Annotated in this window: 28 protein-coding genes; 19 read left to right on the top strand and 9 right to left on the bottom strand. The window is 70.5% G+C overall.

Features of this window, described 5'->3' with window-relative positions; genetic code table 11:
- Positions 1-67: 67 nt before the first annotated feature.
- From ABT367_RS02485 to ABT367_RS02495, 3 genes are all read right to left on the bottom strand, one after another.
- The gene (locus ABT367_RS02485) at positions 68-727 is read right to left on the bottom strand and encodes a ThuA domain-containing protein (protein WP_352248745.1); all 660 of its coding nucleotides are present in this window, start codon (positions 725-727) and stop codon (positions 68-70) included.
- Positions 728-857: 130 nt separating this feature from the next.
- Complete coding sequence (locus ABT367_RS02490; RefSeq protein WP_352248747.1) at positions 858-1574, bottom strand: 4'-phosphopantetheinyl transferase family protein; 717 nt, start codon at positions 1572-1574, stop codon at positions 858-860.
- A gap of 10 nt (positions 1575-1584) precedes the next feature.
- Positions 1585-2307 (bottom strand): class I SAM-dependent methyltransferase, encoded by a 723-nt coding sequence (locus ABT367_RS02495; protein ID WP_352248749.1) that lies wholly within the window; start codon positions 2305-2307, stop codon positions 1585-1587.
- A 267-nt stretch (positions 2308-2574) separates the two neighbouring features.
- Between ABT367_RS02495 and ABT367_RS02500 the strand changes: the two genes are divergently transcribed.
- Entirely contained in the window at positions 2575-2994 is a 420-nt protein-coding gene (locus ABT367_RS02500) for a VOC family protein (RefSeq protein ID WP_352248751.1), read from the top strand.
- 54 nt (positions 2995-3048) lie between these two features.
- On the opposite strand, the gene ABT367_RS02505 is transcribed toward ABT367_RS02500, so the two are convergent.
- Complete coding sequence (locus ABT367_RS02505) at positions 3049-3387, bottom strand: winged helix-turn-helix transcriptional regulator (RefSeq protein WP_352248753.1); 339 nt, start codon at positions 3385-3387, stop codon at positions 3049-3051.
- 95 nt (positions 3388-3482) lie between these two features.
- Here ABT367_RS02505 and ABT367_RS02510 point away from each other — a divergent pair, with 95 nt between their 5' ends.
- Positions 3483-4382 (top strand): NAD(P)-dependent oxidoreductase, encoded by a 900-nt coding sequence (locus tag ABT367_RS02510; protein WP_352248755.1) that lies wholly within the window; start codon positions 3483-3485, stop codon positions 4380-4382.
- A 100-nt stretch (positions 4383-4482) separates the two neighbouring features.
- On the opposite strand, the gene ABT367_RS02515 is transcribed toward ABT367_RS02510, so the two are convergent.
- A complete protein-coding gene (locus ABT367_RS02515) occupies positions 4483-5172 on the bottom strand; it encodes a helix-turn-helix domain-containing protein (RefSeq protein WP_352248757.1) in 690 nt (229 codons plus the stop codon).
- Positions 5173-5548: 376 nt separating this feature from the next.
- Entirely contained in the window at positions 5549-6478 is a 930-nt protein-coding gene (locus ABT367_RS02520) for an AraC family transcriptional regulator (RefSeq protein ID WP_352248759.1), read from the bottom strand.
- Positions 6479-6578: 100 nt separating this feature from the next.
- Between ABT367_RS02520 and ABT367_RS02525 the strand changes: the two genes are divergently transcribed.
- Positions 6579-7427: an NAD(P)H-binding protein gene (locus ABT367_RS02525; protein WP_352248761.1), complete on the top strand. Its 849-nt coding sequence runs from the start codon at positions 6579-6581 to the stop codon at positions 7425-7427.
- Between the two features lie 12 nt (positions 7428-7439).
- On the opposite strand, the gene ABT367_RS02530 is transcribed toward ABT367_RS02525, so the two are convergent.
- On the bottom strand, positions 7440-8642 hold the full coding sequence (locus ABT367_RS02530) for a YihY/virulence factor BrkB family protein (RefSeq protein ID WP_352248763.1): 1203 nt from the start codon (positions 8640-8642) through the stop codon (positions 7440-7442).
- A gap of 17 nt (positions 8643-8659) precedes the next feature.
- Between ABT367_RS02530 and ABT367_RS02535 the strand changes: the two genes are divergently transcribed.
- From ABT367_RS02535 to ABT367_RS02610, 16 genes are all read left to right on the top strand, one after another.
- Positions 8660-10294 carry an acyl-CoA dehydrogenase family protein gene (locus ABT367_RS02535; protein ID WP_352248765.1) on the top strand — a complete coding sequence of 545 codons (1635 nt, stop codon included), beginning with the start codon at positions 8660-8662 and terminating at the stop codon, positions 10292-10294.
- Between the two features lie 317 nt (positions 10295-10611).
- On the top strand, positions 10612-11865 hold the full coding sequence (locus ABT367_RS02540; protein WP_434975387.1) for a GAF domain-containing protein: 1254 nt from the start codon (positions 10612-10614) through the stop codon (positions 11863-11865).
- A gap of 68 nt (positions 11866-11933) precedes the next feature.
- Complete coding sequence (locus ABT367_RS02545; protein ID WP_352248769.1) at positions 11934-12482, top strand: GNAT family N-acetyltransferase; 549 nt, start codon at positions 11934-11936, stop codon at positions 12480-12482.
- Positions 12483-12622: 140 nt separating this feature from the next.
- Positions 12623-12706: a putative leader peptide gene (locus ABT367_RS02550; protein WP_352248988.1), complete on the top strand. Its 84-nt coding sequence runs from the start codon at positions 12623-12625 to the stop codon at positions 12704-12706.
- 143 nt (positions 12707-12849) lie between these two features.
- A complete protein-coding gene (locus ABT367_RS02555) occupies positions 12850-14544 on the top strand; it encodes a nitrite/sulfite reductase (RefSeq protein ID WP_352248771.1) in 1695 nt (564 codons plus the stop codon).
- A complete protein-coding gene (locus ABT367_RS02560; protein WP_352248773.1) occupies positions 14541-14738 on the top strand; it encodes a hypothetical protein in 198 nt (65 codons plus the stop codon). Before ABT367_RS02555 ends, ABT367_RS02560 begins: the two co-directional genes overlap by 4 nt.
- Positions 14735-15445 carry a phosphoadenylyl-sulfate reductase gene (locus tag ABT367_RS02565; protein WP_352248775.1) on the top strand — a complete coding sequence of 237 codons (711 nt, stop codon included), beginning with the start codon at positions 14735-14737 and terminating at the stop codon, positions 15443-15445. Before ABT367_RS02560 ends, ABT367_RS02565 begins: the two co-directional genes overlap by 4 nt.
- Positions 15427-15999 (top strand): adenylyl-sulfate kinase, encoded by a 573-nt coding sequence (gene cysC / locus ABT367_RS02570; RefSeq protein ID WP_434975380.1) that lies wholly within the window; start codon positions 15427-15429, stop codon positions 15997-15999. Before ABT367_RS02565 ends, cysC begins: the two co-directional genes overlap by 19 nt.
- Complete coding sequence (cysD, locus tag ABT367_RS02575; protein ID WP_352248779.1) at positions 15996-16931, top strand: sulfate adenylyltransferase subunit CysD; 936 nt, start codon at positions 15996-15998, stop codon at positions 16929-16931. Before cysC ends, cysD begins: the two co-directional genes overlap by 4 nt.
- Positions 16932-18293 (top strand): sulfate adenylyltransferase subunit 1, encoded by a 1362-nt coding sequence (locus tag ABT367_RS02580; protein WP_352248781.1) that lies wholly within the window; start codon positions 16932-16934, stop codon positions 18291-18293.
- 307 nt (positions 18294-18600) lie between these two features.
- Positions 18601-19659, top strand: coding sequence for an ABC transporter substrate-binding protein (locus tag ABT367_RS02585; RefSeq protein WP_352248990.1), 1059 nt, complete (start codon positions 18601-18603; stop codon positions 19657-19659).
- A 67-nt stretch (positions 19660-19726) separates the two neighbouring features.
- Complete coding sequence (locus ABT367_RS02590; protein ID WP_352248783.1) at positions 19727-20527, top strand: ABC transporter ATP-binding protein; 801 nt, start codon at positions 19727-19729, stop codon at positions 20525-20527.
- Positions 20514-21425: an ABC transporter permease gene (locus tag ABT367_RS02595; RefSeq protein WP_165330453.1), complete on the top strand. Its 912-nt coding sequence runs from the start codon at positions 20514-20516 to the stop codon at positions 21423-21425. The genes ABT367_RS02590 and ABT367_RS02595 overlap by 14 nt, the downstream gene beginning before the upstream one ends.
- Before the next feature lie 6 nt (positions 21426-21431).
- Positions 21432-22205, top strand: coding sequence for a sirohydrochlorin chelatase (locus tag ABT367_RS02600; protein WP_352248785.1), 774 nt, complete (start codon positions 21432-21434; stop codon positions 22203-22205).
- A 57-nt stretch (positions 22206-22262) separates the two neighbouring features.
- Positions 22263-22796, top strand: coding sequence for a GNAT family N-acetyltransferase (locus ABT367_RS02605; RefSeq protein ID WP_352248787.1), 534 nt, complete (start codon positions 22263-22265; stop codon positions 22794-22796).
- Positions 22793-23644, top strand: a complete 852-nt coding sequence (locus tag ABT367_RS02610) for an aldo/keto reductase (protein ID WP_352248789.1) — start codon at positions 22793-22795, stop codon at positions 23642-23644. The genes ABT367_RS02605 and ABT367_RS02610 overlap by 4 nt, the downstream gene beginning before the upstream one ends.
- A gap of 10 nt (positions 23645-23654) precedes the next feature.
- Here ABT367_RS02610 and ABT367_RS02615 read toward each other — a convergent pair whose 3' ends face one another.
- Positions 23655-24026: a DUF4440 domain-containing protein gene (locus tag ABT367_RS02615; protein ID WP_352248791.1), complete on the bottom strand. Its 372-nt coding sequence runs from the start codon at positions 24024-24026 to the stop codon at positions 23655-23657.
- A complete protein-coding gene (locus ABT367_RS02620) occupies positions 24019-24567 on the bottom strand; it encodes a DUF1697 domain-containing protein (protein ID WP_352248793.1) in 549 nt (182 codons plus the stop codon). The genes ABT367_RS02615 and ABT367_RS02620 overlap by 8 nt, the downstream gene beginning before the upstream one ends.
- Positions 24568-24626: the final 59 nt, after the last annotated feature.

Here is a 24626-nt window from a genome sequence, read left to right on the forward strand (position 1 = left end):
GCGCGCAGGGGCGCTGAGTCCGGGCGGGCGGCGCGCAGGGGCGCTGAGTCCGGGCCGTCCGGGCCGCTCATGCGAGCCGGGCCGCCCAGGCCAGCCCGCCCGAGAGGTGCGCCAGGAACCTGTCGTCCGCGTAGGCCTCCTCGGCGTGCCCGAGCGCCGTGTAGAAGACCCGCCCCGCCCCCTGCTCCCGGCACCACACCAGCGGATGCCCGTCGCCGTCCATGCCGCCGCCTTCGCTGTCGTACGAGGACTCGTCCGCGTGGGCGAGGACGCGCGCGCCGGCGGGACGGCGGTCGAAGTCGTACCACTCGTCGGTGAAGTCCCAGTGCCGCGGCAGGTGACGGGTCGACGGATGGGTGCGGTCGACGACGTCGACGCGGCCCGGCTGGTACGCGGGGTGGCGGGTGAAGCGGACGCCGAGCAGGGCGCCGTAGTACGGCCAGGAGTACTCGGTGCAGGCGGCCGAGTGCACCCCGGCGAATCCGCCGCCGCCCTCGACGTAGGCCCGCAGGCGACCGCGTGCGGCAGGGGTGAGGATGTCCCCGCTGGTGAGCAGGAAGACGATGCAGGCGTAGCCGTCGAGGTCCCCTTCGAGCGCGCTCGGGTCCTCGGTCAGGTCGGCCCGGCTGCCCTGCTCGGCGAGCAGCGCGGTCACGGCCGCGGCCGCCGAGGGGATCGCGTCGTGGCGGTAGTCGGTGGTGCGGGTGCAGAGCAGGACGCGGGGCATGGGCGCTCCAGCGGGGGTCCGGCGCGGTGGGACGGGTCAGCACTGTACGGCGTGTGCCGGTCGGGTACGGCGCGCATGTCGCTCGCGTACGGCGACGGCGCGTGTCAGTTCCCTACGGAGACGGCACGCATCAGTCGCGTACGGCGACGGCGGCCGCGTACCCGTGCGGCACCCGTACGTCGGTGAGCGTCCAGCCGGGTACCGGCAGCGGATGCGCGGCGGCTCCCACCACGGTCCGCGCGAAACCCCCGCCGCCCAGTCCCTCCCCGGTGCCCTTGAGATAGGCCTCCTTGCGGGTCCAGCAGCGCGCGAACGCGAACGGGCGTTCCTGTGCGGGGAGTTGCGCGAGGAACCCGCGCTCGTCCGGGTGCAGGGTGCTCGCCACATCGGCCACGGTCCGTACTCCGGGAAGGGCCTCGATATCGACGCCCACCGGGGTCGGAGCCAAAGCGATCAGAGCCAGGCCGTGGGTGTGCGAGAGCGAGAAGTGCAGCGGGGGCGCGGCGGACCCGGGGCGGGCCTGCGGGCCTGCGGCCTCGTGACCTTCGTCCGCCCCGGCGAGCGCGGGCCTGCCGTGCGGACCGCCGCAGCCCGGGCAGTCCTCCCGGGTGAAGCGCACGGCCAGGGGGTCCTCGCCCAGACAGGCACCGATCACCACCCGCAGTGCGGTGTGCGCGGCCACATAGATCTCATGGTCCGCCTCACGACGGAAGGCCGCGGCTCTGCGGTGCTCATGGGCGTCGAGCACCGGCGCATACCCCGCCAGGCCGCGCACGGCCCAGACCTCGGGGTCCTTGGGTGGTGCGGTCGGCAGCGGTGCGGTGCCGAACGGGCTGGTATCGATCACCCGGTCGACTCTAATGGCGCGCCGAGGTGCGGCGCAGGGCCACGAAGTAGGCGGGGACCTGGGGGCGTTCACCGGTGGAGAGCCGGTGGCTCAGCGGGATGGCGGTGTCCGCCTCGGCCAGGACCGCGAAGTCCTCGGCACCGAGCAGGTCGAGCACTTCGTCGCGCCCCACGCTGCCGGGGCGCACTCCGGTGGCCATGACCCGGGTGAGCCCGGGCGGTGGGCCATGGCGTTCCACGAGTCGGTGGAGGTAGGGCTCGGCGGCGGGCGCGAGTTCGGTGCAGGCGAGCACGCCGTCCGCGCCGAGCAGGGTGCGCAGGCCCGCGGCGAAGGCGGGCCGGTGGTCCGGGTGGATCTGATGCAGGACGGTGCGCATGTAGATGCTGACGTCGCCCAGCTTCTCGTGCAGGGCGGTCACGGCGTCCGGGTCGAGGAGGTCGAGCACCAGATAGGTGCGGCCGGGGTCGAGGGACCGGGCGGTCCTGATCGCGGCGGCGGAGATGTCCGCGCCGATGACGTGGTCGTGGTGGCGGGCGAGGTGGCGGGTCTGGGTCCCGTTGCCGCAGCCGAGGTCGAGCAGGGGCCGGCCGGCGGGCAGCAGTCCGGCGAAGTGCGGCCAGTCCTGGGCGCTGGCCCGTTCGGGCTCGGTGTCCCACAAGGAGGCGTGACCTTCGGCTTCCGCTGTCGCCCAGTAGGTTTCCCAGCTCGTGGCGTAGGGGCTGGCAGAGGACATATGAAACTCCGTCCGGTATACCGACAACAGCATCATGTAAAGCCATAGTTGACGAAATGCCGATCAATGCCCAGGCGCATGCCCCCGCAGGTGACGTGCGCAGGGGCCTGCGAAGTGCGCTGGTGGGAGAAGGGGCGCGCCCGGCGCGTACGCGCCGGGCGAGCGCGGGCCCGTCCGACAGGCCAGAACCGTGGATCGACGGGACCGGACAGGCGCGTGTCCGATTCGTTCAATACGCGGGGGGCCGGCCCGCCCTACGGTCGAGGCATGACTACGCACACCACACCCACACCACGTTTCGACATGATCGGCATCGTCGTCTCGGACATGGCCGCGTCCGTGGCCTTCTACCGGAAGCTCGGGCTCGACTTCGCCGAAGGGGCCGAGCAGGAGCCGCATGTGGAGGTGACGCTGCCGGGCGGGCTCCGGTTCGCCCTGGACACGGAGGCCACGATCCGGTCCTTCATGCCCGAGTGGCAGCCGCCGGCCGGGGGCGGGCGCATCGGGCTCGCGTTCCTGTGTGCGGACGCGGCCGACGTCGACGCGCAGTTCGAGGCGCTGACGGCGGCCGGGGCCGGCACGGAGCTCAAACCGTTCGACGCGTTCTGGGGTCAGCGGTACGCGACCGTCCTCGATCCCGACGGCAACGGCGTGGATCTGTTCGCGCCGCTCGAGGGCCGGGCTTAGCCGACGGTCCGGTCGGGAGCCGTGCCTGGCCGGCGTCCCAGTCGGGAGCCCGGCCTAGCCGGCGGCCCGTTCGCGGCCCCACTCCCCCAGCGGCTCGAGGGCCTTGTTGAGGCGGGTGCCGTCCTCCGTCAGGGAGTACTCGACGCGGGGCGGCACCTCGTCGTAGGAGACGCGGCGCACGATGCCGTCCTCCTCCATCTCGCGCAGATGCGAGGCGAGCACCTTCTCGGTCACGCCCGGCACCAGGCGGCGCAGCTCGCCGAAGCGGCGGTGCGGCTGGTCGTGGAGGGCCCAGAGGATCAGCACCTTCCACTTGCCGCCGATCACCTCCATCGCGGTGTCGATCCCGCACACGTGTCCGTCCGGCTTGCCCGGCCGGTTCAGCGTCGTCATGCCCCACCCCTCCCACCTGCTCGCTCACCACAGGGTAACCACCCACTCCCAAGTGCGTACTTGATCACCTTTCGGGCCGGGGAGAGGCTGACGGCATGACAGAGAACTTTGTTGAAGCACCGGCGAAGACCCCCGTGACCCTGCTCGGCCTGGGAGCGATGGGCACCGCCCTCGCCCGTACCTGGCTGTCCGAAGGCCATCCGCTCACCGTCTGGAACCGCACGGCCGCTCGTGCGCAGGCGCTGGCCGCCGAGGGCGCCAAGGTCGCCGACAGCGCCGCCGCCGCGGTGGCCGCGAACCAGTTGGTCGTCGTCGTCCTCCTGGACGACGCCTCGGTGGAGGAGGCACTGGGCGGCGCCGACCTGGCGGGCAAGGACGTGGTCAACCTGATCACCAGCACCCCCGCACAGGCGCGGGCCCGTGCCGAGTGGGCCCGTGAGCGCGGCGCACGCTATCTGGACGGCGGAATCATGGCCGTACCGCCGATGATCGGTGTCCCGGAATCCGGCGGGTACGTCTTCTACAGCGGATCGCAGGAGTTGTTCGACGAGCACCGGGAGACGCTCGCGGTCCCCACCGGGGCCACTTATGTCGGCGACGACGCGGGGTTCGCGGCGCTGCATGACGTGGCGCTCCTGAGCGCCATGTCGGGGATGTTCGCCGGGATCACCCACGCCTTCGCCCTGATCCGCCAGGAGAACATCGATCCGTCGGCGTTCGCCGCGCTGCTGAGCGACTGGCTCGTGGCGATGGCCCCGGCGACGCACCAGACCGCCGAGCACCTGAAGAGCGGCGACTACACGACGGGGGTGGCGTCCAACCTGGCCATGCAGTCCGCCGGAAACCAGACCCTGCTCGACACGGCGGAGGGTCAGGGCATCAGCTCGGAACTCCTCCTTCCCTACTACGAGTTGATGCGGCGCGCCGTCGACTCCGCGGCCGAGGCAGCCGACGAGGAGGGAACGGCGAGGATGGTCGATCTGCTCCGGAGGTGAGCGGAGGATTGTCGATCTGCTCACCTCCGGAGGTGAGCGAGGGCCCGGCTTCAGGGGTTCGGCGCGGCGAGGGTCCTCAGGAGTTCGGCGCCGAGAGGTCTCAGGGGTCCAGGCCGAGCAGCGCGGTGAGGGGCATGCCCGCCAAGTCCCGTACGTCGCGGGCGAGATGGGGTTGGTCGGCGTATCCGGCCGCCGCGGCGGTGTCGGCGGGCGGCAGGCCCGAACGGGCCAGGGCGAGGGCGCGCTGGAGGCGGAGGATCCGGGCAAGGGCCTTGGGGCCGTAGCCGAAGGCCGCGAGGGAGCGGCGGTGCAGCGCCCGAGCACCGAGCCCGGTCTCGTCCGCGATCTCGGCGACGGCGGCCCCTTCGCCGAGTCGTCGGACCGCGTACTGGAGTGCGGGATCGGCGGGCGCGGAGTGGGCGGCGCGGGCGAGTTCCTCAAGTCCCGTACGGGGATCGGAGGCCGCTGCGACCCGTCCGGCCAGCCGGCGCACCCGGGCGGCCGGCCACAGGCCGGCCAACTCGACACGCCGGTCGAGGAGTTCATGGGCCGGTACGCCGAGGAGCTCGGGGGCCGTGCCCGGCGCGAACCGGATACCCGTGACGGAACGGCCGGTTCCGCCCTGCGGCCGGTACGCCTTGGTGTCGGGGCCCGCGACGAGCAGCCGCCCCTCGGACCACAGCAGATCCATACAGCCGTCGGGCAGCACGGGATACACACCGCCCGGCCCACCAGGAGTGTTGGTCCAGACGACGGCACCGGGGTACGTCGAGGGCCGCTCGCTGTACATACCTCGAGGGTAGGCCCTACCCGCTGTGCACACCCGGGAGTACCGGCCGCACAAGGCCCCCGGGATACCGGAGGCGAAAGCATCCACGGCCGTGCACAAGCCCCGACCACCCGCCCCCGGGGGTACCGGGGGGCCATCGCTACAGCCACCGACGCAACGAAGCCCCTCCCGCTTCCGGGGGTACCGGGGGCAGAACCCCCGCAACAGCCACCGATGGCGCGAAGCACAGCTCCGCGACGCAGCGCCACACCAGGGGTGTGGGGGCGTCAGCCCCCACAGAACCCACCGCCGCGGAGCGGCGGAGCACCCTGGGCGCGCAGCGCCCAGTTGCCGCCCACGGCAAGGCCCGCCCGGCCGGACCGGCCCACCACCCCACCTACCCCTCCCGATGCTCCAGCGGACTCATCCCGTACTCCCGCTTGAACGCCGTCGACAGCGCGAACGGGCTGCCGTAGCCGACCTTCCGGGCGATCGCACCGAGGGTGAGCGAGGTGTCACGCAGGAGGTCCGCGGCCAGCGCGAGGCGCCAGCCGGTGAGGTAGGCCATCGGCGGATCGCCGACCAGTTCCGTGAACCGGCGGGCGAGGGCCGCACGCGAGACGCCCGCCTTGGCGGCGAGTTCGGCGACCGTCCACGCGTACGCCGGCTCGTCCTGGATGAGCCGCAGCGCGATGCCCACGACCGGGTCCCCGAGGGCTCGGTACCAGGCGGGCGGCTCGGCCTCGGGGCGGGCGAACCAGGCCCTCAGGGACGCGATGAGCAGCAGGTCGAGCAGCCGGTCGAGGACGACGGCCTGGCCCGGCTCGTCCCGTACGATCTCGTCGGCCACCAGGGGGATCAGCGCACAGTCGACGATGTCCTTGGTCAGGACCAACTGCGGGGGCAGCGCGTCGAGGAGCCGCGCACTGATCTCGCCCTGCATCTGATACGTGCCGACCAGCATGACCGCTTCCCCGTCGGTCCGCCCGCCCCAGGTGCGCGTACCGAGGTCGATGTAGTCCTTCATCTCGCTGCCGTCCGGCGCCGCGCAGCGGCCACCGGGGTGGATCACCGCGCGCGGTGCGGTGCCGGGGTCGTCGGCGCACGTGTACGGGTCGGGTCCGCGGGCGATCGCGATCTCGCCGGGACGCATCCGCAGCTTCTCGCCCACGTCCGGGATCAGCCAGCCGTCGCCCCGCAGCATCACCATCACGCTCACCGGTGCCTCGTCCTCGATCCGTACCGACCAGGGCGGGTCGAAACAGGCCCGGATCAGGAACGCGCCTTTGGCACGGGGGCCTTCGAGCAAGCCTGCGAGAGCGTCCATGCAAAGCAGCGTATGCGGCAAGGCGAGTTGAGACTCCTGCTTATGGTGCTGAGGCTTTCGGCGATGGCCGGGCACCCCCTCACGGCCGTTCACTTGAGTCATGACAGAGACGAAGAAGAACCTCAGTGATCAGACCGTTTTGGTGACCCAGGCGACCGGCAGGACCGGACGCGTCGTGGCGGAGGCCGCCGAGCAGGCGGGTCTGAAGGTACGGCGCGGATCGCGGTCCGCGACGATTCCGTTCGACTGGGCGGACCGTTCCACCTGGAACGCGGCGCTCGACGGAGTGGACGCCGTATACCTCGCGCACTACGTCGACATCGGCGCACCGGGTACGGCCGAGGACATCGCGGCCATCACGAGCAAGGCGCTGGAGAAGGGAGTACGACGGATCGTCCTGCTGTCCGCACGCGGTGAGCCGCAGGCCGAGCCGGCCGAGCGGGCGCTGCGGGAGTCGGGGGCGGACTGGACGATCGTGCAGGCCGCGTGGTTCATGCAGATGTTCAGTGAGGGGGATCTGTACGAGGGCGTGCAGGCGACCGGGGAGCTGGCCTTCCCGGCGGGCGAGACGCTCGAACCGTTCATCGACGTACGGGACATCGCCGATGTGGTGGTGGCCGCCCTGACCGACGGCGCCCACATCGGCAAGGCGTACGACGTCACCGGGCCGAGGCTGCACTCGTTCCGTACCGCCGTGGCGGAGATCAACGCAGCGACGGGACGGGAGATCCCGTACATCCCGGTGCCGGGGCGGGCCTTCGGTGAGATCCTCGTCGAGATGGGGCTGCCCGAACCGGAGGTGGCGTTCCTGGTGGAGCTCTTCGACACCATGCTCGACGGGCACAACGCGCAGACCAACGACGGGATCCGGCGGGTGCTCGGACGCGAGCCGCGCACCTTCGAGGACTTCGTACGCGAGCACGCGGCGGCCGGGACGTGGAAGGCCTGACCACAGCGGGGCTCAGGGCCGGCCGCGCTCCCCCGGCGGCTGCTTCGTGGAGGACTCCTTCGCGGGCGGCTGCTTGGGGGAGCGCTGCTCGTTGTGCCGTTTGGCGTGGGTGCGCAGCCGCGAGGAGAGATCGTCCGGCGGAAGGAACTGGGCCCAGCGCTCGGGGAATTCCGAGGGCATATCGGGATCGTCCGGGTCGTCGTCCTCCTGAGCGGCCCGCGCGGCGGCGGCCCGCGCCACCATCTCGGCGGCCTTGGCCTCCCTTATGCGCTCATTGGCCTCGCGAGCCGCGGCGGTCGCGATCGACGGCCAGACGCGGTCGATCGCCGCGTTGACGGCGGCGCCGACGAGGACCGCGAAGGCGGACACACCGATCCACAGGAGCACCGCGACCGGGGCCGCGAGCGAGCCGTAGATCGTCGGGCCCTCCACGGTGCTGGTGAGGTAGATCCGCAGCAGGAAGCTGCCGAGCACCCACATCCCGAGTGCCACCAGAGCGCCGGGCACGTCCTCGATCCAGGGCGAACGCACCGGCACCGACACGTGGTAGAGCGTGGTCAGGAAGACGATGCCGAGCACGATGACCACGGGCCAGTACAGGACCTGCACCACGGTGTCGCGCATCGGCAGGATCTGCAGAATGGCGTCGGGGCCCGCCACCATCAACGGCAGCGCCACCGAACCGATCACCAGCGCCACGACGAACAGCAGGAACGCGAGCAGCCGTGTCTTCACGATCCCGCGCACACCGTCCAGGCCGTACATCACGGTGATGGTGTCGATGAACACGGTCACCGCCCGCGAGCCCGACCACAGCGCGAAGATGAAGCCGAGCGAGATCACATCGGGCCGGCCGCCGTGCAGCACATCCTCGAGGATCGGCTCGGCGATGTCGGTGACGCCCTTGTCGGAGAGCACGGTGCGGGCGGCTTCGAGGATGTTGTCGCGGACCGACTGGATGGTCTCGGCGCCGGTCCAGGCGTCCACGTACCCGAGCAGACCGACCAGGCTGAGCAGCAGCGGCGGCACGGAGAGCAGCGTGAAGAACGCGGCCTCGGCTGCCAGGCCCAGAATGCGGTACTCGATACAGGAGTTGACCGTGTCCTTCAGGAGCAGCCAGGCGGTCCTGCGCTTGGACACGTTCCGGTACACGGCGCGTGCCCGGTGCAGGAGCCGCCCCGACGGCCGCTCGGGTGTTTCTTTTGCCTGGTGCACGTCCTTACCGTATCCGCATGAACGCACCCATCCACACCGTCACCAACCAGGCCGAGCCGCTGGTCGGATACGACGTGTTCGCCGCCGACCGCGCTCTGGCGGAGGGGGTCGAACGGCACCTGCCCGAGGGGCTCCGCGCATCCGTTCGGGAGGAACTGAGCGAGCTCGGGCGTGCGGCCGGTTCGACGCAGGCCCAGGAGTGGGGCGTTCAGGCCGACCGCAACCCGCCGCGGCTGCGCACGCACGACCGCTACGGGCACCGGATCGACGAGGTGGAGTTCCATCCGGCCTGGCACCGGCTGCTCGCGAAGGGGGTCGGGGCCGGTCTGACCGGGGCCTGGACGCGTGAGCACGGTCACGTGCGGCGGGCCGCCGGTTTTCTGGTGTGGACGCAGGTCGAACCGGGGCACGGATGCCCGCTGTCGATGACGCACGCGGCCGTCCCGGCGCTGCGCACCGATCCCGCGCTAGCCGCCGAGTGGGAGCCGAAGCTCGGTTCGCTCGTGTACGACCAGGGGCTCAGGCCCGTGGCGCAGAAGGCCGGTGCGCTCGTCGGCATGGGCATGACGGAGAAGCAGGGCGGCAGCGACGTACGCGCCAACACGACCCGGGCCGAGGCGCTCGCCGAGGCCGGGACGTATGCGCTGACCGGGCACAAGTGGTTCTGCTCCGCGCCGATGTCGGACGCCTTTCTGGTCCTTGCCCAGGCTCCCGGGGGGCTCACGAGCTTCCTGGTGCCCCGGGTGCTCGAGGACGGCACGCGCAATCCGTTCGCGCTCCAGCGGCTCAAGGACAAGCTGGGCAATCGGTCCAATGCGTCCGCCGAGGTCGAATTCGCCGGGACGTGGGCGCGCAGGGTCGGTGAGGAGGGGCGCGGGGTGCGGACCATCATCGAGATGGTCGCGGCGACCCGGCTCGACTGTGTGACCGGCTCGGCGGCGCTGATGCGGCAGGCCGTGGCGCAGGCGGTCCATCACACCTCGTACCGCAGCGCGTTCGGCGGGGTGCTGATCGAGAAGCCGTTGATGCGCAATGTCCTGGCCGATCTGGCGGTCGAGTCGGAGGCGGCGACCACGCTCGCGCTGCGGCTCGCCGCCGCCTACGACGACAGCGGCGAGCGGGAGCGGGCCTTTCTGCGGATCGCGGTACCGGTCGCCAAGTACTGGGTGACCAAGCGGTGTACGCCCCTGGTGGCCGAGGCGCTCGAGTGCCTGGGCGGCAACGGGTACGTCGAGGAGTCCCCCATGCCCCGGCTGCTGCGTGAATCCCCGCTCAACTCGATCTGGGAGGGCGCCGGCAGCGTCCAGGCGCTCGACGTGCTGCGGGTGCTGCAGCGCGAACCGGCGGCGTTCGACGCGTTCCTGCGCGAGGTCGGCCTTGCGCGCGGGGCCGATCACCGGCTCGACGCGGCGATCAAGGCGCTGCTCACCGAACTTGCCGATCTGAGCGGTATCGAGGCACGGGCACGCCGGCTGGTGGAACGAATGGCAGTCGTGCTCCAGGGTTCGCTGCTCGTCCGGTTCGCGCCTTCGTACGTGGAGGAGGCGTACTGCGCGTCGAGGCTCGGCGGTGACTGGGGATCGACCTTCGGGACCCTGCCGCACACGCTGGATCTGCAGGCGGTCGTCGAACGGGCGCGGCCCGTGGCCTAGGACCCGCCCACGCCCCTGACCTGGTACGGGCGGTTCAGTTGACGGGGGTGGTGCTGCGCCGACACGGCACCACCCCCGCCCTCATAGCCCCGTAAGTCAGGAGGGCATGAACGCCGCAGAAGCGGCGGCCAGTTCATTTTCGGTCATCCGCGCGCTTGTTCGCGAGAGTTGCAAGGGGTTGCATCGTCTCGGTAACCCGCATCCGGTCCCCTCGTTCGGGGGGAACGGGTGGACGATGGGTCCAGGCACGATGCGCACTGGCGTTGTGGGAGGCTCCGGTGACGAAGGCAACGATCGACCTGGTCGGACTGGCGGCGATGGATTCCGTCAAGGCGGCCCGGGTGCTCAAGGGGGTGCGGAATGCCGCGCTCTCGGGACAGCGGCCTGCCGTCGAACCCCGGCCGGTGATCGAGGAGTCCTGGAGCCGGGTGCTGCGCCGCGGAGTGGATCCGGACCGCGATGTGCGCGCGCGACTGCTCCCCCTGGAGGAACTGGAGGAGCGGCGCCGCTCCTCCGCGCTCGCCGAGGTGCTGCCCGAGCTGCGGCGCGGCCTGGTGTCCATCGCGGACGCGGCGCAGCACATCATGGTGGTCGCGGACACGGAGGGCCGGATCCTGTGGCGCGAGGGCGCCTCGGCCGTGCTGCGCCTGGCGGACGGCCACGGCTTCGAACTGGGCGCGGACTGGCGGGAGTCCACCGTCGGCACCAACGGCGTCGGTACGCCCCTGGTCGCGCGGCGTCCCGTCCAGGTGTTCTCGGCCGAGCACTTCGTCCGCACCCACCACAGCTGGACCTGCGCGGGCTCCCCGGTGACCGATCCCCGGGACGGGCGTCTCATCGGTGTGGTCGATGTCAGCGGACCGCTCGACACCATGCACCCGGCGACGCTCGCCCTGGTCCACTCGGTGACCCGGCTCGCCGAGGCCGAGCTGCGCACGCGGCACCTGAGCACGCTCGACCGGCTGCGCACCACCGCCCTGCCGCTGCTCGCCGGGATCAAGGGGCGGGCCGTGGTCGTGGACCCCAACGGCTGGACCGCCGCTGTCACGGGCATGGCCCCGACCGACCGCCTCGCCCTGCCCAAGTCGTTCGGGCCCGGCCGCGCCTGGCTGCCGTCGCTTGGCGAGTGCCGGGTCGAGCCGCTGCCGGGCGGCTGGCTGCTGCGGCCGGACGACTCCGGCGAGGCGGCCTTCGACGCGTCCGCCGTCGTGGTGCTCGACCTGAGCAGTCCGCGCCGCTGGACGGTCTCCGTGACCGGTGAGACGGGCGGCTGGACCCATGAACTGACCCCTCGCCACGCCGAGTTGCTCTATCTGCTCGCCGTGGCTCCGGCGGGGCGTACGGCGTCCTCGCTCGCCGGGGAGCTGTTCGGCGACCCGGGCCGTGCGGTGACCGTGCGCGCCGAGCTGTCCCGGGTCCGGCGCTATCTGGCAGGGCTGCTGGAGGGGCGGCCGTATCGTTTCCGCGAGGACACCGACGTACGTGTGATGCTGCCGCACGACCCCGCGGATCTGCTGCCGCAGTCGACGGCGAAATCCGTGGTGCGGGCGCGCCGGGGAGAAGTGGACTGAGTGTCCGACTGGCGGACCGGGCGTCCCCCTTTTGGGACAGCGGCCCGGCCCATGGTTCGCTGTGCGCCATGAGCATCACTGTGACCACCTGGTCCCTGGAGCAGACCTCCCCCGCCGATCTGCGCCCGGCGCGCGAGCCCGAGGGCGATGTGCGGATCGTGCGCGCCGAGGTGCCGTCCGCCGAGTTCAGCCGGTTCCTCTACTCCTCCGTCGGCGGCGACATCGCATGGACCGACCGCCTGTCGCTCGACCGCGCCGAGTGGCAGCGGTATCTGGAGCGGCCGGGGGTCGAGACCTGGGTCGCGTACGAGAAGGGGACGCCGGCCGGTTACGTGGAGCTCGATCCGCAGGACGAGGGGGCCGTGGAGATCGTCTACTTCGGTCTGCTCCCGGCCTTCCGCGGCCGGCGCATCGGCGGCCATCTGCTGTCGTACGGCACCGCGCGCGCCTGGGACCTGGCCGACCGCTGGCCGGACCGCGCCCCGACGAAGCGGGTGTGGCTGCACACCTGCAGCCTGGACGGCGAGCACGCCATGGACAACTACACGCGACGCGGCTTCCGCCTGTTCGACACGAAGGTCGCCGAGGAGGCCGAGCGCCCGTCGCAAGAGTGGTGATCTGCGCCGATGTGGCCCGGGTGACCTGCGCAGATGCACTGCGGGTGACCCGGGCCACACTGTCTCACGATCCAGGACAACCATGTCCATATAGCGGACGATGCTGGACTGGGTCCAAAGTCCCGTGCCACGCTTCCGTCATGTCTCGAGCTGGAATTGCCTTGGTAAGTCGGCGTCACGTCGACCTCGGCCGCGTGTCCAGCGCCATCTGTCCGGCGCGCTGACGCTCTCAGCACGACGCCGCAATTCCCCACGCTCCACCTCTTCTTGATGACCTGGCGCAATGACGCGCGCGTACTTCCGTACGCCTGAATGTCCGCGATTGCGCAGGTCAGAGCCGCTCACCCTGTACTGAAGGACGACACCCATGGCCGCCACCCCCGAGAAGCCCGCACCTGCACCTCGCCGCCGGCCGGGACGCCACCGCGGCGAGGGTCAGTGGGCCGTCGGTCACTTCACGCCGCTCAACGGGAACGAGCAGTTCAAGAAGGACGACGACGGTCTCAATGTGCGGACACGTATTGAGACGATCTACTCCAAGACGGGTTTCGACTCGATCGACCCCAATGACCTGCGCGGCCGGATGCGCTGGTGGGGTCTGTACACCCAGCGCAAGCCCGGGATCGACGGCGGAAAGACGGCCATCCTCGAACCGGAGGAGCTGGACGACAAGTACTTCATGCTGCGCGTCCGGATCGACGGCGGCCGGCTGACCACCGAGCAGCTGCGGGTGATCGGCGAGATCTCTCAGGAGTTCGCGCGCGGCACCGCCGACATCACGGACCGGCAGAACATCCAGTACCACTGGATCCGTATCGAGGACGTGCCCGAGATCTGGCGCCGGCTCGAGGAGGTCGGCCTGTCCACGACCGAGGCCTGCGGTGACACCCCGCGTGTGATCCTCGGTTCGCCCGTCGCGGGGATCGCCGCCGACGAGATCATCGACGGCACACCGGCCATCGACGAGATCCAGCGCCGCTTCATCGGGAACCCGGACTTCTCCAATCTGCCGCGCAAGTTCAAGTCCGCGGTCTCCGGCTCGCCCCAGCTCGATGTCGCGCACGAGATCAACGACATCGCCTTCGTCGGCGTGAACCACCCGGAGCACGGACCCGGCTTCGACCTGTGGGTCGGCGGCGGTCTCTCCACCAACCCGAAGCTGGGGCAGCGACTCGGCGCCTGGGTGCCGCTCGACGAGGTGCCGGACGTGTTCGGCGGTGTCATCGGCATCTTCCGCGACTACGGCTACCGGCGCCTGCGCACCCGCGCCCGCCTGAAGTTCCTGCTCGCCGACTGGGGTCCGGAGAAGTTCCGCCAGATCCTCGAGGACGAGTATCTGCAGCGGAAGCTGATCGACGGGCCCGCCCCGCAGCAGCCCTCCGGCACCTGGCGCGACCACCTCGGTGTGCACAAGCAGAAGGACGGACGCTTCTACGTGGGCTTCGCGCCGCGCGTCGGACGCGTGGACGGCACCACCCTGACGAAGATCGCCGAGGTCGCCTCGGCCCATGGCTCGGGGCGCCTTCGGACCACCGCCGAGCAGAAGATGATCGTGCTCGACATCGAGGAGTCGCAGGTCGAGTCCCTGGTGTCCGCTCTGGAGGCGCTCGATCTGAAGGTCAACGCCTCGCCGTTCCGGCGCGGCACGATGGCCTGCACCGGGATCGAGTTCTGCAAGCTGGCGATCGTCGAGACCAAGGCGCGTGGCGCCTCCCTGATCGATGAACTCGAGCGCCGCATCCCCGAGTTCGACGAGCCGCTCACCATCAACATCAACGGCTGCCCCAACGCCTGCGCCCGTATCCAGGTCGCGGACATCGGTCTCAAGGGGCAGCTGGTCCTCAACGACCAGGGCGAGCAGGTCGAGGGCTACCAGGTACACCTGGGCGGCGCGCTCGGTCTGGAGGCCGGATTCGGCCGCAAGGTCCGCGGTCTGAAGGTCACTTCGGAGGAGCTGCCGGACTACGTGGAGCGTGTGCTGACCCGTTTCCAGGAGCAGCGCGAGGACGGCGAGCGGTTCGCCACCTGGGCGGGCCGTGCCTCGGAGGCGGACCTCTCATGAGCGAGCGAGCCGCGCCCTTCTACTGCCCTTACTGCGGCGACGAGGACCTGCGTCCGAACGAGACGGGTCACGGCGCCTGGGAATGCGCGAGCTGCAACCGCGCCTTTCAGCTGAAGTTCCTCGGGCTGCTCGCCCGGGGAGTCCAGCGACCCGCCGACAAGGCAGTCAACTCCGTTGGAGGGGACGAGATATGACCACGGCTCAGAAAGAACGGACGACCGACGAGCTCAAGGAGCTCGCCGAGCAGGCAGGACGCGACCTGGAGGACGCGACCCCGCTGGAGATCCTCAAGTGGGCGGCGGACACCTTCGGTCCGCGCTTCTGCGTCACCTCCTCGATGGAGGACGCGGTCGTCGCGCATCTCGCGTCCCGCGCCATGCCCGGTGTGGACGTGGTGTTCCTGAACACCGGCTACCACTTCCCCGAGACCCTCGGCACCGCGGACGCGGTGGGTGCGGTGATGGACGTCAGCCTCATCACGCTCACCCCGGTACAGACCGTGGCCGAGCAGGACGCCGAGTACGGTCCGAAGCTGCACGACCGCGACCCGGACAAGTGCTGCGCGCTGCGCAAGGTCAAGCCGCTCGAGCAGGGCCTGACTTCGTACCAGGCCTGGGCGACGGGCCTGCGCCGCGACGAGTCCCCGACCCGGGCGAACACCCCGGTCGTCGGCTGGGACGCCAAGCGGCAGAAGGTCAAGATCTCGCCCATCGCCCGCTGGACGCAGGACGACGTGGAGGCGTACATCGCCGAGCACGGCGTCCTGACCAATCCGCTTCTCATGGACGGCTATCCGTCGATCGGCTGCGCGCCTTGCACTTTCCGGGTCGCCGAGGGCGAGGACGCGCGCTCGGGCCGCTGGGCCGGCCGGAACAAGACGGAATGCGGGCTGCACGGATGACGACTTCAGAGGTGAACGACGTGACAGGGGCCACTGTTTGGCTCACCGGTCTGCCGAGCGCCGGCAAGACCACGCTCGCCTACGAGCTGGCCGGGCTGCTGCGCCCGGAGGGCCACCGGGTCGAGGTGCTCGACGGGGACGAGATCCGCGAGTTCCTCTCCGCGGGCCTCGGCTTCAGCCGCGAGGACCGCGACACCAACGTGCAGCGCATCGGCTTCGTCGCCGAACTGCTCGCCTCCCAGGGCGTGTTGGTGCTCGTCCCGGTGATCGCTCCGTACGCGCAGAGCCGTGACGCGGTGCGCCGACGCCACCAGAAGGAGGGCACGGCGTATCTCGAGGTCCATGTCGCCACACCGGTCGAGGTGTGCTCGGAACGCGATGTGAAGGGGCTCTACGCCAAGCAGGCGGCCGGTGAGATCGCCGGTCTGACCGGCGTCGACGACCCGTACGAGGAGCCGGAGTCGCCCGATCTGCGGATCGAGGCGCATGAGCAGTCCGTGGCGGAGTCGGCGGCGGCCCTTCTGGGGCTGCTGCGGGAAAGGGGCCTGGCGTGACGACGGTGGTTTCGTTGAACGAGGAGACCGACAGCCCGTACGCGCTGTCGCATCTGGACGCGCTCGAGTCCGAGGCGGTGCACATCTTCCGTGAGGTGGCGGGTGAGTTCGAGCGGCCGGTGATCCTGTTCTCCGGCGGCAAGGACTCGATCGTCATGCTGCATCTGGCGCTGAAGGCGTTCGCGCCGGCCGCGGTGCCGTTCTCGCTCCTTCACGTGGACACCGGGCACAACTTCCCCGAGGTCATCGAGTACCGCGACCGTGTGGTGGCCGAGCACGGGCTGCGGCTGCATGTGGCCTCGGTGCAGGAGTACATCGACGCGGGCAAGCTGCGCGAACGCCCCGACGGGACCCGTAACCCGCTGCAGACCGTGCCGCTCACCGAGAAGATCCAGGCGGAGAAGTTCGACGCGGTCTTCGGCGGCGGGCGCCGCGACGAGGAGAAGGCCCGCGCCAAGGAGCGGGTGTTCTCGCTGCGCGACGAGTTCTCGCAGTGGGACCCGCGCCGTCAGCGGCCCGAGCTGTGGAACCTGTACAACGGCCGGCACGCGGCGGGCGAGCACGTGCGGGTCTTCCCGCTGTCCAACTGGACCGAGCTGGACGTGTGGCAGTACATCGCCCGCGAGGGCATCGAGCTGCCGCAGATCTACTTCGCGCACGAGCGTGAGGTGTTCTCGCGCTCCGGCATGTGGCTGACCGCCGGTGAGTGGGGCGGCCCGAAGGACAACGAACCGGTCGTGAAGCGCCTTGTGCGCTACCGCACCGTCGGCGACATGTCCTGCACCGGCGCCGTCGACTCCGACGCCACCACGCTCGAAGCCGTGATCACCGAGATCGCCGCGTCGAGGCTCACCGAACGAGGGGCGACCCGCGCCGACGACAAGCTGTCCGAGGCCGCGATGGAAGACCGCAAGCGCGAGGGGTACTTCTAAATGTCCAGCACCACCGAGCAGTTGACGGATATCGAAGGTCTCTCGGCCACGACCCTGCTGCGGTTCGCCACGGCGGGGAGCGTCGACGACGGCAAGTCCACCCTCGTGGGCCGCCTGCTGCACGACTCCAAGTCGGTCCTCACCGACCAGCTGGAGGCCGTCGAGCGGGTTTCCGCGAGCCGCGGGCAGGACGCTCCCGACCTGGCGCTGCTCACCGACGGGCTGCGGGCGGAGCGCGAGCAGGGCATCACCATCGATGTGGCCTACCGCTACTTCGCCACCGCCCAGCGCCGTTTCATCCTGGCCGACACCCCCGGGCACGTGCAGTACACCCGGAACATGGTCACCGGGGCCTCCACCGCCGAACTCACGGTGATCCTGGTCGACGCCCGCAACGGGGTCGTCGAGCAGACCCGCCGCCACGCCGCGATCGCCGCGCTGCTGCGCGTGCCGCATGTGGTGCTCGCGGTGAACAAGATGGACCTCGTCGGCTACGAGGAGTCCGTCTTCGCGGCCATCGCCGAGGAGTTCACCACGTACGCCAAGGAGCTGGGCGTCCCGGAGATCACCGCGATCCCGATCTCCGCGCTCGCCGGCGACAACGTGGTGGAGCCCAGCGCGCACATGGACTGGTACCCGGGCCCCACCTTCCTGGAGCACCTGGAGACCGTCCCGGTCAGCCACGACCTGGCCACCTGCCACGCCCGCTTCCCCGTCCAGGTCGTCATCCGGCCGCAGACCGCCGAGCACCCCGACTACCGCGGATACGCGGGACAGATCGCCGCCGGTACGTTCCGTGTCGGCGAGGAGGTCAAGGTCCTGCCCTCCGGGCGGAGTTCGAAGATCGCCGCGATCGACCTGCTCGGCAAGAGCGTGGACGTGGCCTGGACCCCGCAGTCGGTGACGCTCCTCCTGGAGGACGACATCGACATCTCGCGCGGCGATCTGATCGTGCCCGCCCATGACGCCCCGGCCACCAGCCAGGACATCGAGGCGACGGTCTGCCATGTGGCCGACCAGCCGCTCTCCGTCGGCCAGCGCGTGCTGCTCAAGCACACCACCCGTACGGTCAAGGCGATCGTCAAGGAGATCCCGTCGCGCCTCACGCTCGACGACCTCTCCCAGCACCCGGAGCCCGGGCAGCTGGTCGCCAACGACATCGGCCGGGTCAAGGTCCGCACCGCCGAACCGCTCGCTCTCGACTCGTACGCCGATTCGCGGCGCACCGGGTCCTTCCTCCTGATCGACCCGGCGGACGGGACGACGCTCGCGGCCGGCATGTCCGGCGAGGCGTTCGCACAGCCCGACGAGTCCGGCTCCGAGACCAAGTCCGCCCCTGACGAAGAGGGTTGGGATTTCTGATGGCCATCGACGTGTACGCGACCTTCGCGAAGGAGGGCGGCCGAGTCGGCAGCGGCGCCCTGGGCGCCGGTACCGGGGGTGTCGCGCGATGTGTGCGCTGACCCGCACGAGCGCCCTGCGCGCCGCCGCCCTCGCCGTACGACGACATCGAAGACCTGCCGAACTCCCGGCCGCGTACCCGGACTTCAAGGGGACGTAAGAACCGGGCCTCCGAGAGGAATCACCTCCCGTGCCTGCCATCAGTTCATCCCGTTCCACCCGTAACACCGCACGTCAGCGCATCGCCGTCGCGGCGATCACCCTGCCGATGCTCGCCCTCACGGCCTGCGGATACGGCTCCAACGCCGAGGACAAGGGCGGCGACAAGGCCTCGCCCGTCGCCCAGGGGAAGGCGATCGACGGCCTCTCCGAGGTCAAGATCGGGTACTTCGCCAACGTCACGCACGGCACCGCCCTCGTCGGCCTCGGCGAAGGCGGCCTGATCCAGAAGGAACTGGGCGGCACCAAGGTCAAGTCCCAGGTCTTCAACGCGGGCCCCGCCGAGATCGAGGCGCTCAACTCCGGCGCGATCGACATCGGCTGGATCGGCCCCTCGCCGGCCATCAACGGCTACACCAAGTCCCAGGGCAAGAGCCTGCGCATCGTCTCGGGCTCCGCGTCCGGCGGTGTCTCGCTCGTGGTGAACCCCAAGAAGATCAAGTCGCTCGACGACCTCGAGGGCAAGACGATCGCGACCCCGCAGCTGGGCAACACCCAGGACGTCGCGCTCCTCAACTACCTGGCCGAGAAGGGCTACAAGGTCGACGCGACCAGCGGCAAGGGCGACGTCAACATCGCCCGTACGGACAACAAGGTCACCCCGATCGCCTTCAAGAGCGGCGATATCGACGGCGCCTGGGTGCCCGAGCCGACCGCGTCCAAGCTGGTCGCCGAAGGCGGCAAGGTGCTGCTCGACGAGCGCGAGCTGTGGGACGACGGCAAGTTCGTGATCACGAACATCATCGTCCGCCAGAAGTTCCTGGAGAAGCACCCGAAGGTCGTCGAGGCGGTCCTGCGCGGCTCGGTGAACACCAACGCGTGGATCAGCAAGAACCCGGACGAGGCCAAGAAGGCCATCAACGCGGTGCTCAAGGAGGAGACCGGCAAGCCGTTGCCGGCCGACATCCTCGACCCTGCCTTCAAGAACGTCGAGTTCCTCGACGACCCGCTGGCCTCGACCCTGCGTGACGAGGCCCAGCACGCGGTGAAGGCCGGACTGCTCAAGGACCCGCTGCTCGACGGCATCTACGACCTGCGGCCGCTCAACAAGGTCCTGAGCGCCGCGGGCAAGCCCTCGGTCGACGACGCCGGTCTCGGCGCCAAGTAAGCCCAGTCCCTGTAGCCCCAGTCCTTGTAAGCCAGTCCCTTTCACGAGACCCCAGGAGGTGACGGTCATGGCAGCCACGCTCACCGAGGCCGCAGTGGACAAGTCGACGTCTGTTGACGGCTCGTACGCCGCTCGGCTCTCGCACGTCTCCAAGTCCTTCGGCCGGCCGGGCGCCCAGCAGTTGGTGCTCGACGACATCACCCTCGATGTCGCGCCGGGTGAATTCGTCACGCTCCTGGGGGCCTCGGGCTGCGGTAAGTCCACGCTGCTCAACCTGGTCGCGGGCCTCGACAAGCCGAGCGCCGGCGAGATCGAGGTGCCGGGCGGCCGGCCCGCCCTGATGTTCCAGGAGCACGCCCTCTTCCCGTGGCTCACCGCGGGCAAGAACATCGAACTCGCCCTGAAGATGCGCGGTCTCGCCAAGGCCGAGCGGCGCGACGAGGCCGAACGGCTGCTCGAGATCGTCCGCCTCAAAGGCGCGTACGGCAAGCGGGTGCACGAGCTGTCCGGCGGTATGCGTCAGCGGGTCGCGCTGGCGCGTGCCATCGCACAGGACAGCCAACTGCTCCTGATGGACGAGCCGTTCGCCGCGCTCGACGCGATCACGCGGGACGTGCTGCACGACGAGCTGACCCGCATCTGGCGCGAGACACAGCTCTCGGTCCTGTTCGTCACGCACAACGTGCGCGAGGCGGTGCGGCTCGCCGAGCGCGTCGTGCTGCTCTCCTCGCGCCCCGGGCGCATCGCCCGCGAGTGGGAGGTCGGGATCCCGCAGCCGCGCCGGATCGAGGACAGCGCGGTCGCCGACCTCTCCATCGAGATCACCGAACAACTGCGGGGGGAGATCCGCCGACATGGCCAGCACTGAGACCACTTCCGATACGCCGGATACGAAGAGCGGCAAGGACTCCTCCGACCTCGCCGGTCTGGAGGCGGGCCTCGACGCGCTGGAGACACAGACAGCCCAACGCACCGCGTGGGGCCGCAAGTTCCTCTCCAAGGCACTGCCTCCCCTGGTGGCCATCGGGCTCGTCCTCGCCCTGTGGCAGCTCGCGTACCACTTCAAGGTCAAGGAGCACTATCTGCTCCCGAGCCCCGCGGACGTGGGGCGCACACTCCAGGAGAAGTGGCTCGAAGGCACGCTGCTCGACTACGTGTGGACCTCGCTGTCGCGTGGCGCGCTCGGCTTCCTGATCTCCGTCGCGATCGGTACGCCGCTGGGTCTGATCGTGGCCCGCGTCAAGGTCGTACGCGCCGCGATCGGGCCGATCCTCTCCGGGCTTCAGTCCCTGCCCTCCGTCGCCTGGGTGCCGGCCGCGATCATCTGGTTCGGCCTGAGCGACGCCACCATCTACGCGGTGGTGCTGCTCGGCGCGGTCCCGTCGATCGCCAACGGTCTGGTGGCCGGCGTGGACCAGGTGCCGCCGCTGTATCTGCGGGCGGGCCGGGTGATCGGCGCGACGGGACTCAACGGCGTACGCCATGTCCTGCTGCCCGCCGCGCTGCCCGGCTACATCGCGGGCCTCAAGCAGGGCTGGGCCTTCTCCTGGCGCTCCCTGATGGCGGCGGAACTGATCGTGAACGCCGCCGACCTGGGCGTCGGACTCGGCCAGCTCCTCGAACAGGGCCGTGAACTGCAGGACATGTCCTGGGTGCTCAGCGCGATCCTGCTGATCCTGATCGTGGGCATCGGTATCGAGCTGCTGCTCTTCGCCCCCATCGAACGCCGCGTCCTGCGCAGCCGCGGCCTCCTCACCAAGAGCTGATCCGCCATGCGCCCGACGACCGCTCACGGTCCCACGCTCCTCGTCATCGCCCACGGCAGCCGCGACCCGCGCCATGCCCGGACCGTGCACGCCCTGGTCCGCCGGGTGCGTGCGCAGCGTCCCGGGCTGCGCGTGGAGACGGGGTTCCTGGACTTCAACGCCCCCGCTGTTCCACGGGTGTTGGAGCGGCTCGCCGCCGAGGGCGCCCGGGAGGTCGTGGCGCTTCCGCTGCTGCTCACGCACGCCTTCCACGCGAAGGCCGACATACCCGCCGTACTGCACGAGGCGGCCGTCCGGCTGCCGGGGCTCAGCGTGCGGCAGGCGCCCGTGCTGGGCCCGTCGCCGCTCCTGATCTCGGCTCTCGAGCGGCGGCTGTACGAAGCCGGGGTGCGCCCCGGCGAACGCGGCTCGACCGGGGTCGTCCTGGCCTCGGCGGGCTCCTCGGACCCGGAGGCGATCGCAGTGATCGCAGAAATCGCGCGGGAGTGGCGGCGCACCGGTTGGTGTGCCGTGCGGCCTGCGTTCGCCTCCGCATCTCTGCCCCGTACGGAAGACGCCGTACGGGAACTGCGCGCCGAGGGCGTACGGAACATCGCGGTCGCTCCGTACGTCCTCGCGCCGGGCTTTCTGCCGGACCGGATCGCGCGGGGTGCGCGGGAGGCGGGCGCGGACGTCCTGGCCGATGTGCTCGGCCCGGCGCCCGAGGTGGCGCGGCTGCTGCTCGCCCGGTACGACGAGTGCCGGACGGCGCTGCCCCTGCAGCCGGCGCTCACCGCGTGACGGCTCATGTCCGGAACCTGGTTGCCGAGACGCGACGGTTTGCCTAGCGTCGGCCAGGTGACTCCTGAACTGCGGACCGAACGCCTGGTCCTGACCCCGTATGTCCCGGCGGACGAAGACGACTTCGTGGGCCTCTTCCAGGACGCGGCGTCCGGACAGTGGTTCTGGGACGGCCCCGAACGGCGCCCCGCCGCCGAGGACCGCGCCCTGTTCGGCCGGATCTTCAGCATGATCTACGCCGAGGACCGCTTCCCCGTGTGGGCGGTGCGCCACGAGGGCCGCTTCATCGGCCACGCGGAGGTCAAGCCCTCGCCCGAGTCCTGGCTGAACGGCCACGAGATCGTCTACGGCCTCACGGCGAACAGCTGGGGACACGGCTTCGGCACCGAACTGGCCGCCGCGCTCACGGCGTACGGCCATGACGCTCTCCACCTCACCGAGGTGCACGCGACGGTGAACGCGGAGAACGCGCGCTCGCTCAAGGTCCTGAAGAAGATCGGCTTCGTGCACACCAAGGACGTCCGCGAGGACGACGGCAGTACGACCCAGCTGCTCACGCACAGGGTGGGGTCGGATAGCGTCCGCGTATGATCGATCATTTTCAGCTCGGTGGTGACCTGGACGTACGGCGGCTCGGCTACGGCACGGCCCAGCTCACCGGACCCGGCTACTGGGGCCCGCGCGGACCGGCCGCGGACGCCGTGGCGGTACTGCGGCGGGCCGTCGAGCGCGGTGTGACCCTGATCGACACGGCCGACAACTACGGCCCGGCCCTCGCCGAGGAACTCGTCGCCGAGGCGCTCCACCCGTATCCCCCGGACCTGGTGGTCGCCACCAAGGGCGGGGTGGTGCGGACCAGTTCGAGCGCCTGGCACATCGACGGGCGGCCGGCTTCGGTGCGCACGATGTGCGAGGAGAGTCTGCGACGGCTGCGGGTCGACCGGATCGACCTCTACCAGTTGCACCGTCTCGACCCGGAGGTGCCGCTCGCGGACCAGTTGGGCACGCTGGCCGGGCTGCGGGCCGAGGGCAAGATCCGTCATATCGGCCTGGACACGATCACGGCCGAGGATCTGACGCGGGCGCTCGACCTGGACATCGTCCCGATCGCCTCGGTCCAGAACCGCTACAACCTCCAGGACCGTTCCTCCGACGCGCTCCTGAAGCTGTGCGAGCAGCACGGCATCGCGTTCCTGCCGTGGTTCCCGCTGGGCAACGGGGCGTTGACCGAGGATCCGGTGTGCGCCTCGGTGGCGCGCGCCCATGACGCGACGCCCGGCCAGATCGCCCTGGCCTGGCTGCTGCACCACTCCCCCGTGCTCTGCCCGACTCCGGGCACGGGCTCGCTCGCGCACCTGGAGGAGAACCTGGACGCGGGGGCGGTGCGGCTGAGCGCCGAGGAACTGGCGCGCCTTGACGGGCTCACGCCGCAGGGGTGACTCGCCCCTCTTACGCCTCGGGCGTGAACAGCGTCCCCTGGTGGAACCAGAGCCGCCAGCCCTCGGGAGTGAGGCGCCACAGAGAACTGCGGTGGGCGCAGCGTCCGCCGTTGTCCGTGTCGAAGGTGAGCTGGACCAGGTCGTCGGCGAGCTGAACTCCGCGCATATGCGAAGCGACAAATTGCGTTCCGCCGTCGAAATCCGTCGCGGCGATGGCCGCCAGCATCGACTTCCGGTCCCAGAAACGCCCGGACGCCCCGAACTCGGTGAACTCCTCGTGCAGCAGCGCCCCGACGCGCTCCGCGTCCCGGCGCACCTCCGGGTCGAGCAGCAGCAGCTCCCCTTCGATGGCAGCGCTGACGGCGGCGGACTGCTCAGACATCGGTCAGCTCCACAAGCTTGGTGACGGTGTTCCAGTTACGCGTGGTAGCGATCATGCCCTTGGTCATCCGCGGGCGCGACAGGATTTCCCCCAGCTTGGAGCGGCCGAGCCCGTCGGGAGCGTAGAGATAGACGCACCGGTCGCCGAGCCGGAACTCCTCGGGCAGGAAGCCCGCCTGGTCGAGCTCGGCGTACCGCCCGGGGTCCGGCTGCTGCGAGAGATACGTGACATGGAGCTGCTTGGGCTCCAGGTCCGCCGCCGGGAAGGGACAGGCCTCGGCGACAGCCTTCAGATACGTGTGGTCGCGGACCAGGCAGGCCACGGGGAAGCCGAAGTGCCGCTCGATCGCGGACGTGAGGTCGGCCTCGAGGCTCCGCTCGTCGCCCTCCGCGGCACTGAAGAACGCGTTGCCGCTCTGCAGATGGGTGCGGACCTCGCCGTATCCGAGGCCGGTGAGCAGGGTGCGCAGCTCGGCCATCGGGACCTTGGCGCGACCGCCGACATTGATACCGCGAAGGAGCGCCGCGTACGTCTTCGTCATGCGGCAGACGATAAGCCCCCGCACTGACAACTCCCGGCGCGCGCACTGCTCCCGGCGCG

This window comes from Streptomyces mesophilus, from assembly GCF_040300965.1.
Taxonomy (GTDB): Bacteria; Actinomycetota; Actinomycetes; order Streptomycetales; family Streptomycetaceae; genus Streptomyces; species Streptomyces mesophilus_A.

Bases quoted from the DNA above. Each gene is read 5' to 3' on its own strand.
- ABT367_RS02485 (WP_352248745.1), bottom strand. From the start codon at position 727: ATGCCCCGCGTCCTGCTCTGCACCCGCACCACCGACTACCGCCACGAC.
- ABT367_RS02495 (WP_352248749.1), bottom strand. From the start codon at position 2,307: ATGTCCTCTGCCAGCCCCTACGCCACGAGCTGGGAAACCTACTGGGCG.
- ABT367_RS02500 (WP_352248751.1), top strand. From the start codon at position 2,575: ATGACTACGCACACCACACCCACACCACGTTTCGACATGATCGGCATC.
- ABT367_RS02505 (WP_352248753.1), bottom strand. From the start codon at position 3,387: ATGACGACGCTGAACCGGCCGGGCAAGCCGGACGGACACGTGTGCGGG.
- ABT367_RS02510 (WP_352248755.1), top strand. From the start codon at position 3,483: ATGACAGAGAACTTTGTTGAAGCACCGGCGAAGACCCCCGTGACCCTG.
- ABT367_RS02515 (WP_352248757.1), bottom strand. From the start codon at position 5,172: ATGTACAGCGAGCGGCCCTCGACGTACCCCGGTGCCGTCGTCTGGACC.
- ABT367_RS02520 (WP_352248759.1), bottom strand. From the start codon at position 6,478: ATGGACGCTCTCGCAGGCTTGCTCGAAGGCCCCCGTGCCAAAGGCGCG.
- ABT367_RS02525 (WP_352248761.1), top strand. From the start codon at position 6,579: ATGACAGAGACGAAGAAGAACCTCAGTGATCAGACCGTTTTGGTGACC.
- ABT367_RS02535 (WP_352248765.1), top strand. From the start codon at position 8,660: ATGAACGCACCCATCCACACCGTCACCAACCAGGCCGAGCCGCTGGTC.
- ABT367_RS02540 (WP_434975387.1), top strand. From the start codon at position 10,612: ATGGATTCCGTCAAGGCGGCCCGGGTGCTCAAGGGGGTGCGGAATGCC.
- ABT367_RS02545 (WP_352248769.1), top strand. From the start codon at position 11,934: ATGAGCATCACTGTGACCACCTGGTCCCTGGAGCAGACCTCCCCCGCC.
- ABT367_RS02550 (WP_352248988.1), top strand. From the start codon at position 12,623: ATGTCTCGAGCTGGAATTGCCTTGGTAAGTCGGCGTCACGTCGACCTC.
- ABT367_RS02555 (WP_352248771.1), top strand. From the start codon at position 12,850: ATGGCCGCCACCCCCGAGAAGCCCGCACCTGCACCTCGCCGCCGGCCG.
- ABT367_RS02560 (WP_352248773.1), top strand. From the start codon at position 14,541: ATGAGCGAGCGAGCCGCGCCCTTCTACTGCCCTTACTGCGGCGACGAG.
- ABT367_RS02565 (WP_352248775.1), top strand. From the start codon at position 14,735: ATGACCACGGCTCAGAAAGAACGGACGACCGACGAGCTCAAGGAGCTC.
- cysC (WP_434975380.1), top strand. From the start codon at position 15,427: ATGCGGGCTGCACGGATGACGACTTCAGAGGTGAACGACGTGACAGGG.
- ABT367_RS02580 (WP_352248781.1), top strand. From the start codon at position 16,932: ATGTCCAGCACCACCGAGCAGTTGACGGATATCGAAGGTCTCTCGGCC.
- ABT367_RS02585 (WP_352248990.1), top strand. From the start codon at position 18,601: ATGCTCGCCCTCACGGCCTGCGGATACGGCTCCAACGCCGAGGACAAG.
- ABT367_RS02590 (WP_352248783.1), top strand. From the start codon at position 19,727: ATGGCAGCCACGCTCACCGAGGCCGCAGTGGACAAGTCGACGTCTGTT.
- ABT367_RS02595 (WP_165330453.1), top strand. From the start codon at position 20,514: ATGGCCAGCACTGAGACCACTTCCGATACGCCGGATACGAAGAGCGGC.
- ABT367_RS02600 (WP_352248785.1), top strand. From the start codon at position 21,432: ATGCGCCCGACGACCGCTCACGGTCCCACGCTCCTCGTCATCGCCCAC.
- ABT367_RS02610 (WP_352248789.1), top strand. From the start codon at position 22,793: ATGATCGATCATTTTCAGCTCGGTGGTGACCTGGACGTACGGCGGCTC.
- ABT367_RS02615 (WP_352248791.1), bottom strand. From the start codon at position 24,026: ATGTCTGAGCAGTCCGCCGCCGTCAGCGCTGCCATCGAAGGGGAGCTG.
- ABT367_RS02620 (WP_352248793.1), bottom strand. From the start codon at position 24,567: ATGACGAAGACGTACGCGGCGCTCCTTCGCGGTATCAATGTCGGCGGT.